The organism is Kitasatospora sp. NPDC086009, from assembly GCF_044540385.1.
Classification (GTDB): Bacteria; Actinomycetota; Actinomycetes; order Streptomycetales; family Streptomycetaceae; genus Kitasatospora.
In genome coordinates, this window is record NZ_JBITSA010000008.1 from 290,622 (window position 1) to 304,199 (window position 13,578).

Sequence of the window (13,578 nt, forward strand, 5' to 3'; positions counted from 1 at the left end):
CGGAGCCGCCGAACAGAGACATTGACGCAGCAAAAGCGGCGCCCCGCGCTGCCGCTCCTTCCCTACTCCCCCGCCGCACCCGACCGGCAAGCTCCGGTTGTGCCCCGACCACCCGGGGCGCGCGACGTTCTGACTATCCCTTGGAGGTGAGCCGGTGGACCGCGGTGACGTCCGGACGACATCGTTCTCGCAGCAACGGCTGTGGTTCCTCGACCAGCTGCGGCCCGGTACGGCGGATCATCTGCTGCCGCTGGCCCTGCGCCTGCGCGGCGGCGTCGACGCCGCCGCCCTCGCCGCCGCCCTGACCGCCGTGGTCGCCCGGCACGAGGTGCTGCGCACCCGGTACGCGGCCGCCGACGGCGAGCCGGTGGCCCGGGTGGCGCCCGCCGTCGAGGTCCCGCTGGAGACCGTCGAGGCGCCCGCCCCCGGCGAAGCCGGCATCACCGCCGTCCTCGACCTGGTGCTGCACCGGCCGATCGAGCTGACCACCGCGCCGCCGCTGCGGGCCACCCTGGCCCGGCTCGCGGCCGACGACCACCTGCTGGTCGTCGTGGTGCACCACATCGCCTTCGACTTCTCCTCCTGGAACGTCTTCACCCGCGAGCTGGCGGCCGCCTACCGCGCGGCGACCACCGGCGGCCCCGACGGCCTGCCGGACCTCCCGCTCCAGTACGCCGACTTCGCGGCCCGCCAGCACGAGCGCACCACCGGACCCCGGCTCGCCCGGCAGCTCGGCTACTGGGGCTCCCGGCTGGCCGGGCTGCCGCCCCTGGAGCTGCCCACCGACCGCGCCCGGCCCGCCGAGTGGGACGGCGCCGCCGCGGTGGCCCGGTTCACCCTCCCCGCCGAGCTGGTGGCACGCGCCGACCGGCTGGCCCGGTCCCGGCGCGCCACCCGGTTCATGGTGCTGCTGGCCGCCTTCCAGGCCCAGCTGGGCCGGTACAGCGGGCAGAGCGACTTCGCCGTCGGCACCCCGGTCGCCGGCCGGGGCCAGGCCGCCACCCGGGACCTCATCGGCCCGTTCGTCAACACCGTGGTGCTGCGCGCCGACCTGTCGGGCCGGCCCAGCTTCGGCGAGCTGGTGGACCGGGTCCGCAGCGGCTCCCTCGCCGACCTCTCGCACGCCGAGACGCCGTTCGAACGCGTCGTCACCGAGCTGGCCCCGGACCGCGACCTCAGCCGCAACCCGCTCTTCCAGGTCTCCTTCCTGACCCTCGACTCCCAGGCCGAACCGCCCGCGCTGCCCGGCCTGGACGTCGAGCTGGTGCCCACCCCCGTCGCCGGGACGCCGTTCGACCTGGCGCTGGACCTGCTCGGCCGCCCCGACGGCAGCCTGGGCCTGCGCCTGCAGTACGCCACCGCGCTGTTCGCCCCCGAGACGGCGGCCCGCCTCACCGAGGACTACGTCGGGCTGCTGCGCGAGGTGCTCGCCGCCCCGGACGAACCGCTGGCCCTCGCCACCGCCCGGCTGGCGCCGCTGCCCTCCGGCGAGCGCCGCCGCCGGCTCGCGCTCGGCCTCGGCGCCGCCCGCGAGGTGCCCTCCCCCACCGTCACCGACCTCTTCGAACGGCAGGCCCGCAGCACCCCGGACGCCATCGCCGTCCGCTCCACGGACGGCGAGCTGAGCTACGCCGGACTCGACGCCCGGGCCGACCGCCTGGCGCACCGGCTGCGCGGCCTCGGCGTCGCCCGCGGCGTCCGGGTCGGCGTCCTGCTGGAGCGCGGCACCGGCCTGCTCACCGCGCTGCTCGCCGTCCTCAAGGCGGACGGCGTCTACGTCCCGCTCGACCCGATGCACCCGGTGAAGCGGATCGGCTACCTGGTCGAGGACACCGGGGCGGCCGTGGTGGTCACCACCGGCGCGCTGGCCGGCCGGGTGGCGGACACCGCCGCGACCACCCTGCTGCTCGACGGCGACGGCCCGCAGACCGGCCCGGTGACCCGGCCGGACCGGCTCGACCGGACCACCGGCCAGGACGACCTCGCCTACGTCTTCCACACCTCCGGCTCGACCGGCATGCCCAAGGGCGTGCAGATCCCGCACCGGGCGCTGACCAACTTCCTCCGGTCGATGGCCGCCCGGCTGGAGCTGCCGCCGCACGCCACCGTCCTCGGACTGACCACCGCCTCCTTCGACCCCTCGATGCTGGAGCTCTGCCTGCCGCTGCTCACCGGCGCCCGGCTGGTGCTCGCCGACACCGAGCAGGCCCGCGACCCCGAGCGGCTGATCCGCCTGATCGGCGAGGCCCGCCCGCACGTCGTCCAGGCCACCCCCTCGATGCTGCGGATGCTGACCGACACCGGCTGGCTGCCCGCTCCCGGCCTCACCGTGCTCTCCGGCGGCGAGAAGCTGCACACCGAGCTGGCGGCGACGCTCGCCGCCGGCGGCGCCCCGGTGTGGGACCTCTACGGGCCGACCGAGGCCACCATCTGGACCAGCGTGGCCCGCCACGGCGCCGACGGACAGGTGCTGACCTGGGCCGCGGTGGACAACACCAGCGTCCGGGTGCTCGACGACCGGCTGGAGCCGGTGGCCGAGGGCGGCACCGGGCAGGTCTGCATCGGCGGCGACGGCCTCGCCTGGGGCTACCGCGGGCGGCCCGGCCAGACCGCCGGCGCCTTCCTCCCCGACCCGCACGCCACCGTCCCCGGCGGCCGGCTCTACACCACCGGCGACCTCGGCCGGCTGCGTCCGGACGGCTCGCTGGAGATCCTCGGCCGCAGCGACCACCAGGTGAAGATCCGCGGCCACCGGATCGAGCCGGGCGAGATCGAGGCCGCGCTGCTCGCCCTGGACGGCGTGCGCTCCGCCGTCGTCCACCCGACCCCGGACGGCTCCGGCGGCCGCCAGCTCACCGCCTACCTGGTCGCGGAGGACGCCGAACGGCCGCCCACCGGCGAGGAGCTGCGCGCCGCCCTGCTCGACTCGCTGCCGCACCACCTCGTCCCGGCCGCGTTCGTGCTGCTGGACGCCATCCCGACCGCGGTCAGCGGCAAGGTCGACCGGCATGCGCTGCCGGTGCCGGAGCCCCGCACGGCCGCCGCCGCCTCCGCCGCCCCGCGCACCCCGCGGGAGCGGGCCGTCGCCGCGGTCTGGGAGGAGGTCCTCGGCAGCACCGGGATCGGCGCCCACGACGACTTCTTCCGGCTCGGCGGGCACTCGCTGCTCGCCACCCGGGTGGCCGTACGGCTGCGCGCCGCCCTCGGGGTGGACGTGCCGGTGCGGGCGCTCTTCGACCACCCCACCGTCGCCGCCCTCGCCGCGGCCCTGGACGGCTACCCGCGGACGGCCGCGGACGGCCCGCTGCCCCGGCTGACCGCCCGCCCGCGCGGGGACCGCGCGACCGCGGGCCGCTGACCCCTCCTTGCCCTCCTCGCCCCAAGGAACCCCCATGACCACCGCCACCACCACCGACACCTCCGTCTTCGAGAAGCTCGAATCCGAGGTGCGGTCGTACTGCCGCACCTTCCCCGTGGTGTTCGAGCGCGCCAAGGGCGCGCTGCTGCACACCGACGACGGCCGGGCCTTCATCGACTTCTTCTGCGGCGCCGGCAGCCTCAACTACGGGCACAACGACGACGCGGTCAAGCAGCGCGTCCTGGACTACCTCGCCGCCGACGGCGTGATGCACGGCCTGGACATGCACACCGTCGCGAAGCGCGAGTTCCTCACCCGCTTCAACGAGATCGTCCTGCGGCCGCGCGGGCTCGACTTCAAGGTGCAGTTCACCGGCCCGACCGGCACCGACGCGGTGGAGGCGGCCCTCAAGCTGGCCCGCCGGGCCACCGGCCGCACCGGGCTGACCGCCTTCACCGGCGCCTACCACGGCATGTCGCGCGGCTCGCTGGAGGTCACCGGCAGCCGCCGCGCCCGCCGGGCCGGCGCGGTGACCGGCGGCGACGTCACCTTCGTGCCCTTCGAGGACGGCCCGCTCGGCCCGTTCGACTCGATCGACCTGATCGAGCGGCTCTGGGCCGACCCGTCCTCGGGCACCGAGCCGCCGGCGGCGGTCGTCGTCGAGCCGGTGCAGATGGAGGGCGGCGTCTACCCGGCGAGCCGGGAGTGGCTGCGCCGCCTGCGCGGCGTCACCGAGCAGTACGGCGTGCTGCTGATCCTCGACGAGATCCAGTCCGGCTGCGGCCGCACCGGCACCTTCTTCGGCTTCGAGGACGCCGGGATCGTGCCGGACATCGTCACCGTCTCCAAGTCGCTCAGCGGCTACGGGCTGCCGCTCTCGCTCACGCTGTTCCGCCGCGAGCTGGACCTCTGGCAGCCCGGCGAGCACACCGGCACCTTCCGCGGCAACCAGCTGGCCTTCGTCGCGGCCACCGCCGCCTGCGAGTTCTGGCAGCAGGACGCCTTCCTGACCGGACTGGAGCGGAACTCGGCCCGGCTCGACCGGTTCCGGACGGAGCTCGCCGCGCTGGACCCGGAGCTGGTGCTGCGCGGCCGGGGCATGGTGCTCGGCATCGACACCGCCCCGGCGGGCGGCGCCGACCGCGCCGAGCGCGTCCAGCGGTACGCCTTCGACCACGGCCTGATCATCGAGCGCTGCGGCCGGCACGACGAGGTCCTCAAGGTGATGCCCCCGCTGACCATCGCGCCCGAGCTGCTGGACGAGGGCCTCGGCGTCCTGCACGACGCCCTGCGCGCCAACTGACGGTCCGCCACCCGAGTCACCGAGTCACCGAGTCACCCGAGGAGGAACCCCCGATGCCCCGACCGCCCCGCCGCCACCTGGTCTCCCTGGACGACCTCTCCGACCGCGAGCTGCGCTGGATCGCGTACCGCGGCGCCCAGTACGCCGCCGGCGAGTGCGAGAGCGCCCGGCCGCTCTCCGACGCCGTCGTCGGCGTGCTGTTCCGCAAGACCTCCACCCGCACCCGCACGGCGTTCTCCGCCGGCGCGCTGCGGCTCGGCGCCCGGCTGATCACCTACGGTCCCGACGACCTCCAGGAGAACACCGGCGAGACCACCGAGGACACCGCCGAGGTGCTCTCCCGGATGCTCGACGTGCTGGTGGCGCGCACCGCCGGCAGCACCGAGGAACTCCGCGCCTACGCCGCCCAGCAGCGGATGTCCGTAGTCAACGCGATGAGCGCCGCCGAGCACCCCACCCAGGCGCTCACCGACCTCACCACCATGCTCGGCCACTTCGGGCGGATCGAGGGACTGCGGGTGCTCTACGCCGGGGAGGGCAACAACACCGCCTCGGCGCTCGCCCTCGCGCTCGCCCGCTTCCCCGGCGCCGAGCTGCACCTGCGGACCCCGGCCGGCTACGGGCTCGACCCGGCCTACCTCGACCGCGCCCGCACCCTCGCCAAGGAGGCCGGCGCCCTGGTCGAGGAGCGGCACGACATGGCCGACCTGCCGGAGGCCGACGTCGTCTACACCACGCGCTGGCAGACCACCGGCACGGCCAAGGCCGACCCCGACTGGCGGCGCGACTTCGAGCCGTTCCGGGTCGACTCCTCCGTGCTCGCGGCCTGCCCCGGCGCCGTCTTCATGCACGACCTGCCGGCGCACCGCGGCGACGAGGTGACCGGCGACGTGCTGGACGGACCCGCGAGCATCGCGTTCCAGCAGGCCGAGAACAAGTACCACAGCGCCCGCGCGGTCCTGGAGTGGTGCCTCGGCGGCATCCCGGCCGAACAGGCCTGACGGCCGGTCGGCCACCGGCGGACGACCCGGCGCACGTTTCCCAGGGAGGTAGCTCAGCAATGTCCGACACCATACGAATGCCCGGCGGTGGGTGGCGCCTGTGGCCGCACTTCGCACTCCGCGGGCCGGGCTTCCCCGCCGCCGGGGTGCTCCGGCTGGCGCCGGAGGGCCTGGCCACGGCCGCCGACAAGTTCACCCCCGGCGAGGTACCGGCGAAGGCCGACTGGGAGGCCTTCGAGGAGGCCTTCACCGCGGCCGCCGTGCAGACCGCGCGGGACCTCCAGGAGATCGCCGCCTCGGGACCGTTCCGGGCCGCGGTGGCCTGGCAGAACCGGGCGGTGCTGGGCACCGGCATCAAGTCGTTCCTCGACTGGACGCCGTCCGCCGAGGGCCGCACCAGCATGCCGCGCCAGCGCGAGGAACTGGTCGCCCACTACTGGCAGCGGTTCTGCGTCAAGAACGACACCATCGGCTTCTTCGGCCCGGTCGGCTGGGGCACCTTCGACACCGACCGGCGCGGCGTCGAGGTCCACCCCGGCACCGGCCTGGTCGCCGACTCCCAGGTGTACTTCTCCAGTTGGTCGATGGACGCGCTGGCCAAGGCGATCGACCGGGACCCCCGGGTCCGCGACTGGACGCCGCCGCGCCCGGTGCCGTTCGTCCGGGCCGCCGAGGGCACCGTGCTGGTGCCCGGCCGCCCGCCGCTGCCGGTCTCCGAGGCCGCGCTCGCCGTCTTCCGGCTCTGCGACGGCCGCCGGACCCCGGCCGGGATCGCCGAACTGGCCGGCCGGGAGCTCGGCCGGCCGCTGCCCGCCGCGGAGGTCACCGCCGCGCTGGAGTGGCTGGTCGCCCGTCGGCTGGTGCTGTGGAAGCTCGACGTCCCGGCCGGCACCTACCCGGAGCGGGAACTGCGGGCCATGCTCGACCGCATCGGCGACGCCGAGGTGCGCGAACCCGCGCTGGCCCGGCTGGCGGTCCTCGAAGAGGGCCGCGACCGGGTGCAGCGGGCCGGCACCGACCCCGAGGAGCTGACCGCCGCCCTCGCCGCGCTGGAGGGCGCCTTCGCCGAGATCACCGAGGTCGCGGCGGTCCGCGAGAAGGGCGCCCGGACGGCGCCCAACCGCGCCCTGGTCTACTCCGACACCCGCCGCTCCGCCACCGCCACCGTGGGCACCGCCGTCCTGGAACAGCTCGCCCCGCTGGAGCTGTGCATGACCGCCGCCCGCTGGATGACCAACCGGTACGCGGAGGCGGTCGGCGAGCGCATCCGCACCGCCTACCGCGCCCTGCGCGAGCGCGGCGGCGGCGGCCCGGTCGACCTCGGCTCGCTCTGGTTCGCCTGCCTGCCCGCACCGCACCCGGAGTCGATCGCCGACATCGACCGGATCCAGGCCGACCTGCGCGAGCGCTGGCGGCGGATCATCGACGCACCGGCCGGCGCCCGGCGGGTCCACCTCGCCGCCGCGGACATCGCCGAGCAGGTCCACGAGGCGTTCCCGGAGGGCGGCCGGGGCTGGTCGCTCAGCCGGTACATCAGCCCCGACCTGATGATCATCGCCGAGGACCTCGACGCCGTCGGGCGCGGCGAGTTCGAGCTCGTGATCGGCGAGCTGCACGTCGCGATGAACACCCTCGGGCAGTCCCTCTTCGTCCACCAGCACCCGGACCGCGAGCAGCTGATCGACGAGACCAGCCGCGACTTCCCCGGCCCGCGCCTGCTCCCGATGCTGCCCAAGGAGCTGCCGCTCAAGTGGTCCGCCCGCAGCCGGCAGGCGCTGGGACGGCCGCAGGACCACTACGTCGCCCTCACCGACCACACCTCCGACCCGCACCGCCCGCGCACCGTGCGCTCCGGCGACGTCCTGGTGGAGGAGCGCGACGACCGGCTGGCCGCCGTGCTGCCCGACGGCTCCGAGTTCGAACTGCTCGACGTCTTCTGCCACGCGCTCACCAACCGCGTGATGGACCGCTTCACCCTGCGCTCGGACGGCGACCACTCGCCGCGGATCACCATCGACTCCACCGTGGTCGCCCGGGAGACCTGGCGCTTCGCCGGAGCCGCCCTGGACTTCGCGGACGAGAAGACCGAAGCCCGGCGGTTCGTCCGGGCCCGGCAATGGCGGGACGCCCACGAGCTGCCCCGCTTCGTCTTCGTGGTCTCCCCCACCGAGCCCCGGCCGTTCTTCGTCGACTTCGACAGCCCGGTCTACGTCACCATCCTCGCCAAGGCCGCCCGCCGGCTCGCCCGCAAGGACCCGGACGCCCGCCTGACCGTCAGCGAGATGCTCCCCACGCCCGAACAGGCCTGGCTCACCGACGACCAGGGGCAGCGCTACACCTCCGAACTGCGCCTCGTCGCCGTCGACCGGACCACCGGGACGGAGGAGCCGGCATGAGCACCCCCGCCGGGGCCACCTTCGTCGACGCCATCCGGGCGCACGCCGACCGCGCACCGCAGGCCCCCGCCCTGCTGACCCCCGGCGGACCGGTCGGCTACGGCGAACTCGCCGAGCGGATCGACCGGCTGGCCGCCCACCTGGCCGCCCACGGCCTCGGGCCGGAACGGGTCTGCGCGGTGGCGCTGCCACCCGGCGCCGACGCCGTGGTGGCGATCGCCGCGGTCGTCCGCACCGGCGGGGCGTTCCTCACCCTGGACACCGAACTGCCCGACGGGCGGCTCGCCGCGCTCGCCGCCGGCGGCGCGGCGGCGCACCTGCTCACCACCGCGGCCCTGGCCGACCGGCTCGGCCCGCTCGTCGGCGCGCCCGCCCTGCTGCTCGACCGGCTGCCCGCCGCCCCGCCGGCCGCGCCCGCGTTCCCCGCCCCGCACCCGCGTTCGCTCGCGTACGTCAGCCACACCTCCGGCTCGACCGGAGCGCCCAACCCGGTGCTGATCGAGCACCACGGCCTCGACACCTATCTGCGTGCCGTCGCCCGCGACAACCACCTCGGCCCCGGCACCGTCACCCTCCAACTCGCCCCGCCCGGCTACGACGCCTCGATCCGGGACACCTTCGCCCCGCTGACCGCCGGCGGCTGCGTCGTCCTCGTCGACCGCTCGCGCCTGCTGCGCGCCGAGGCCTTCGCCGACACCGTCGCCGAGTACGGCGTCGACACCGTCCTCAGCACCACCCCGTCCTTCCTGACCTTCCTCTCCCAGCACCCGCGCGCCGCCGAACGGCTGCGCTCCCTGCGCCTGCTCTGCTCCAGCGGCGAGTCGCTGCGCCCGTTCCTCGCCGCCGGCGGCCGCGCCCTGGTCGGCGGCCGGCTGGTCAACCAGTACGGGCCCACCGAGTGCACCATGACCTCCACCCGCTACGAGGTGCCGGCCGACCCGGACACCGCCACCGACACCGTCGGCACCCCGATCGAGGGCACCGTCGTACGGCTGCTCGACCCGCGGGGCCGCGAAGTCCCGGCCGGCCAGGTCGGAGAGGTGCACATCGGCGGCGCCGGGGTGGCCCGGGGCTACGGCGGACTGCCCGGCCTGACGGCCGACCGCTTCCCGCCCGACCCGCACGGCCCGCCCGGCACCCGGCTGTACCGGACCGGCGACCTCGCCCGGCGCGGCCCCGACGGCACCCTCGACTACCTCGGCCGCGCGGACCGCCAGCTCAAGATCCGCGGCCACCGGGTCGACCCGGCCGAGATCGAGGGCGCCCTGCTCACCCACCCCGACGTCACCGGCGCCGTGGTGACCGCCGAGACCGACGACCGGGGCCGGACCTGGCTCGACGCCCACGTCACCGGCCCGCTCGCCGCCACCCCCGACGCCCGGCTGCGCGCCCACCTCGCGCTCACCCTGCCGCCGCACATGATGCCCCGGCGCTTCACCCGGCTGGAGCGGCTGCCCGTGACGCACAGCGGCAAGACCGACCGCCGCGCCCTGCGCGCGCCCGTGCCGGAGGCCGTCGCGTGACGGCCGCCGACACCCGCCCGCTGACCGGTCTCGCCACCGACACCGGCCTGCCAGGGCCGGCCGACGTCCTGGCCGCCGCCGAGCGGATCGCCCCGCACGTGCGGCACACCCCGCTGCTGCGCCACGACACCCTGCCCGGCCTGCTCGTCAAGGCCGAACACCTGCAGCACAGCGGGTCGTTCAAGCTGCGCGGCGCGGCCAACGCGATGCTCGCGCTCGGCGCCGACGAGGTGGTCGCCGGCTCCTCCGGCAACCACGGCATCGCGGTGGCCACCCTGGGCCGGATGCTCGGCGTCCGGGTCACCGTGGTGATGGCCGCCGGCGCCGCCGAGGCCAAGGAGCGGGCGATCCGGGCGCTCGGCGGCCGGGTCCTGCGGGTGCCCGGCGGGGTCGCCGAACGCGACCGCCACGCCAGGGACCTCGCCGCCCGCACCGGCGCCGCGCTGGTGCCCTCCTCCGACCACGGACTCGTGATCGCCGGTCAGGGCACCGTCGGCCTGGAGGTGTTCCGGGACGCCCCCGACCTCGACGCGATCTTCGTCCCGGTCGGCGGCGGCGGCCTGCTGGCCGGCGTCCTGCTGGCGGCCGCCCGGCTGCCGAGGCCGGTGCGCGTCATCGGCGTGGAGCCCGAACGGGCCCGCCGCTACGCCCGCTCGATGGCCGCCGGCGAACCGGTCGAGCTGCCGCCCAGCGACACCGTCGCGGACGGGCTGCGCGGCCAGCGGCCCGGTGAGCTGACCTTCCCGATCGTCCGGCGGCGGGTCGACGACCTGATCGGCGTCGACGACGCGGCGGTGCTGCGCGCCATGGACCTGCTGCACCGCGCCGGCATCGCCGCCGAACCCAGCGGCGCCGCCGCGCTGGCCGGCGCGCTGGGCTCCGGCGCCCTGCGGCCCGGCGCGGCGGGCCGCACCGCGGTCGTCGTCTCCGGCGGCAACTCCGCCGCCGTGCTGGCCGCCGCCGCGGCGCGCTGAGCGCCCTGCGCCCCCTCTCGTTCCCCGTACACCCCACCCCTTTCGGAAGGACCCACCATGACCACCATCGACACCGCCGAACTCGCCGGGCAGATCGCCGGCTTCTACCGCGAGACGCTCGGCGACGACAGCCTGGACACCGACAGCGACTTCTTCGAGGCCGGCGGCGACTCGCTCGCCGCCTTCCAGATCGTCGACCGGCTCCAGGAGCTGGTCGGCGCCGAGATCGCCGTCGCCCTGGTCTTCACCTACCCGTCCCCCGCGGAGCTCGCGGAGGTCGTCGTCGACGACCTGTCCCTCGCTCCCGCCTCGGCCTAGGGGGCACCGGCATGCACGAGGAATCCGTCTCCCTGAGCGGCCGGTGGCGGCTGTGGGACCAGGTCGCGGTGCGCGGCCCGGGGTTCCCGGCCGATGGGGTGCTCCGGCTGGCGCCGGAGGGCCTGGCGGCGGCCGCGGACAAGTTCGGGGCCCGGGACAAGCTCTCCGGGGCCGCCTGGCAGGCCTTCGAGGAGGAGTTCACGCAGTCCGCCGCCCGGGCGGCGGAGAACGCGCAGGAGATCGCCGCCTCCGGGCCGTTCCGCGCGGCGGTCGCCTGGCAGAACCGCGGGGTGCTGGACTCGGCGATCCGGCCGTTCCTCAACTGGTCGCCCGCGACCGAGGGCCGGACCTTCAAGCAGCGCCAGCGCGAGGAGCTGGTCGCCCACTACTGGCAGCGGTTCTGCGTCAAGAACGACACCATCGGCTTCTTCGGCCCGGTCGGCTGGGGCGCCTTCGACCCCGACCGGCCCGGCATCACCATGGACCCGGGCACCGGGCTGATCGCCTCCTCGGAGGTCTTCTGGTCCAGCTGGTCGATGGACGCGCTGGCCCGCGAGATCGGCGCCGACCCGGCGGTACGCGTCTGGACGGCGCCCCGCCGGGTGCCCTTCGTCCGGCTGGAGGAGGACGCGGTACGCGTCCCCGGCCGCCCGCCGCGCCCGGTGGAGCCGGAGACGCTGCGGGTGCTGCGGCTCTGCGACGGCACCCGCACCGCCCACGCCATCCAGCAGGAGACCGGCCCGGGGACCGACGTCCCCGCGCTCCTCGACGAGCTGGTCCGGCGGCGCTGGATCACCTGGCAGCTCGACCTCCCCGCCGACATCCGGCCGGACCGCCGGCTCCGGACCGCCCTGGAGCGGATCGGCGAACCCGCCGTGCGCGCCGAGGCGCTCGCCCGGCTCGACGAGCTGGAGCGCGCCGGCGAGGCCGTCCGGGCCGCGGCCGACGACCCCGAGCGCCTGGTGGCCGCCCTCACCGAGGTCGAGCAGACCTTCCAGCGGGTGACCGACGCGGCCGCCAAGCGCGAGAAGAGCGGCACCACGGCGCCCGGTCGCGCGGTGGTCTACCAGGACTGCCGGCGTGCGGCCCACGTGACGCTCGGCAGCCGGGTGCTGGAGGCGCTCGCCCCGCTCGAACTGCTGATGGACGGCGCCGCCTGGCTCGCCGCCGCGCTGGCCGCCCGGGTGTCGGAGCGGGTCGCCGCGGTGTACGGGAAGCTGCGCGCCGAGACCGACGCCGACCGCCCGGTGGACCTCGCCACCTTCTGGTTCGCCTGCATGCCCGTGCTGCACGGCGCGGCGGGGGCCGACGCCGCCGACCTGCAGGCCGAGTTCGAACGCCGCTGGCAGCGGATCCTGCCGTCCACGGAGGGCGTGCGCCGGGTCAACGTCGCGGGCGCCGACCTCGCCGACCTCGCCGACCGGGTGGCGGAGGCCTTCGGGCCGGCCACCGCCGCGGGCTGGACCGCCGCCCGGTACATCAGCCCGGACATGATGATCGCGGCGGAGGACACCGCGGCGATCGACCGCGGCGAGTTCGAACTCGCCCTCGGCGAGCTGCACCTGGCCTCGAACACGCTCGGCAACGAGCTGTTCGTCAACCAGCACCCGGACCGCCGGGAGCTGTTCGACCGGACCGACCGCGACCACCCGGCGCCGCGGCTGATGCCGCTGCTGCCGAAGGAGCACAAGGCCCGGCTCTCCGCCCGGATCCGGCACGCGCTGGTCCGCCCGCAGGACTACCAGGTCGCCCTGCTCGACAACACGGCCGACCCGCACCGCGACCGCACGGCCCCGAGCGCCGACGCCGTGGTGGAGCAGCGGGACGGCCGGCTGACCGTGGTGCTGCCGGACGGCGCCGTGTTCCCGGCGATCGAGGTCTTCTCGCACGTGCTGACCACCCTGGTGATGGACCGCTTCCGGCTGCTGCCGGAGGCCGACCACTCCCCCCGGATCACCATCGACAAGATGGTGGTGGCCCGGGAGACCTGGCGGTTCATCGGCTCCACGCTGGACTTCGCGGACGAGAAGACCGAGCCGCGCCGGTTCGTCCGGGCCCGGCACTGGCAGGACGCGAACGAGCTGCCCCGCTTCGTCTTCGTGGTCTCCCCCACCGAACCGCGGCCGTTCTTCGTCGACTTCGACAGCCCGGTCTACGTCAACATCCTCGCCAAGGCCGCCCGCCGGCTGGCCCGCAAGGATCCGGACGCCCGGCTCACCGTCACCGAGATGTTCCCCACGCCGGAGCAGGCCTGGCTCACCGACGACCAGGGCCGCCGCTACACCTCCGAACTGCGCCTCGTCGCGGTGACCGACTGACCGACCCGCACCACCCGAGCACCACCGACCCGGGCCGGGCTCCTGGAGGAGCCCGGCCCGGGTCGGTGGTGTGTCCGGCCGACGCGGGGCGCCGCCCGCGGCCGTCCCACGCAGGCTGTCGGGAACCGGGGCGGGGCCGGGGGCGGGCCGCCGGCGGCGGCGGGGTGTACCCGGCCCGGCGCCCCGAGAGCCGGCGCCCGAGGGCCGGCTCCCGGGGCGCCGGGGACGGGGCGCCGGGGGCGGGGTGCCGGGGACGGGGCGCCGGGGACGGGGCGCCCGGGACGGGGCGCCGGGGGCGGGACCTCACCCCGGTGGAGCGACCGCGGCGGCGCGGCCCACCCCGCCCCGCGCCGACGGGTGGAGGCCGTCCGGGCCCGGCCCGGACAG

General features: G+C 76.1%; 8 protein-coding genes. All 8 read left to right on the forward strand.

Features of this window, described 5'->3' with window-relative positions:
* The first annotated feature begins 154 nt into the window (after positions 1-154).
* Genes ACIF6L_RS21650 through ACIF6L_RS21685 form a run of 8 tightly spaced genes read left to right on the forward strand, consistent with a single transcriptional unit; the run spans position 155 to position 13,191 of the window.
* The gene (locus tag ACIF6L_RS21650) at positions 155-3,358 is read left to right on the forward strand and encodes an amino acid adenylation domain-containing protein (protein ID WP_396486567.1); all 3,204 of its coding nucleotides are present in this window, start codon (positions 155-157) and stop codon (positions 3,356-3,358) included.
* Positions 3,359-3,392: 34 nt separating this feature from the next.
* Positions 3,393-4,661, forward strand: a complete 1,269-nt coding sequence (gene ectB, locus ACIF6L_RS21655) for a diaminobutyrate--2-oxoglutarate transaminase (RefSeq protein WP_396486568.1) — start codon at positions 3,393-3,395, stop codon at positions 4,659-4,661.
* Between the two features lie 53 nt (positions 4,662-4,714).
* Positions 4,715-5,662, forward strand: coding sequence for an ornithine carbamoyltransferase (locus ACIF6L_RS21660; RefSeq protein WP_329486311.1), 948 nt, complete (start codon positions 4,715-4,717; stop codon positions 5,660-5,662).
* A gap of 59 nt (positions 5,663-5,721) precedes the next feature.
* Positions 5,722-8,058 carry a lantibiotic dehydratase gene (locus ACIF6L_RS21665; RefSeq protein WP_396486569.1) on the forward strand — a complete coding sequence of 779 codons (2,337 nt, stop codon included), beginning with the start codon at positions 5,722-5,724 and terminating at the stop codon, positions 8,056-8,058.
* Positions 8,055-9,581 (forward strand): amino acid adenylation domain-containing protein, encoded by a 1,527-nt coding sequence (locus ACIF6L_RS21670; RefSeq protein ID WP_396486570.1) that lies wholly within the window; start codon positions 8,055-8,057, stop codon positions 9,579-9,581. The genes ACIF6L_RS21665 and ACIF6L_RS21670 overlap by 4 nt, the downstream gene beginning before the upstream one ends.
* Positions 9,578-10,555, forward strand: a complete 978-nt coding sequence (locus tag ACIF6L_RS21675; RefSeq protein WP_359803969.1) for a pyridoxal-phosphate dependent enzyme — start codon at positions 9,578-9,580, stop codon at positions 10,553-10,555. Before ACIF6L_RS21670 ends, ACIF6L_RS21675 begins: the two co-directional genes overlap by 4 nt.
* A 57-nt stretch (positions 10,556-10,612) precedes the next feature.
* Complete coding sequence (locus ACIF6L_RS21680) at positions 10,613-10,873, forward strand: phosphopantetheine-binding protein (RefSeq protein ID WP_329486317.1); 261 nt, start codon at positions 10,613-10,615, stop codon at positions 10,871-10,873.
* 11 nt (positions 10,874-10,884) lie between these two features.
* On the forward strand, positions 10,885-13,191 hold the full coding sequence (locus ACIF6L_RS21685; RefSeq protein WP_396486571.1) for a lantibiotic dehydratase: 2,307 nt from the start codon (positions 10,885-10,887) through the stop codon (positions 13,189-13,191).
* The last annotated feature ends 387 nt before the right edge of the window (positions 13,192-13,578 follow it).

Excerpts from the sequence above, each read along its gene's own strand:
- ectB (WP_396486568.1), top strand. The coding sequence starts at position 3,393 with ATGACCACCGCCACCACCACCGACACCTCCGTCTTCGAGAAGCTCGAA.
- ACIF6L_RS21660 (WP_329486311.1), top strand. The coding sequence starts at position 4,715 with ATGCCCCGACCGCCCCGCCGCCACCTGGTCTCCCTGGACGACCTCTCC.
- ACIF6L_RS21665 (WP_396486569.1), top strand. The coding sequence starts at position 5,722 with ATGTCCGACACCATACGAATGCCCGGCGGTGGGTGGCGCCTGTGGCCG.
- ACIF6L_RS21670 (WP_396486570.1), top strand. The coding sequence starts at position 8,055 with ATGAGCACCCCCGCCGGGGCCACCTTCGTCGACGCCATCCGGGCGCAC.
- ACIF6L_RS21680 (WP_329486317.1), top strand. The coding sequence starts at position 10,613 with ATGACCACCATCGACACCGCCGAACTCGCCGGGCAGATCGCCGGCTTC.
- ACIF6L_RS21685 (WP_396486571.1), top strand. The coding sequence starts at position 10,885 with ATGCACGAGGAATCCGTCTCCCTGAGCGGCCGGTGGCGGCTGTGGGAC.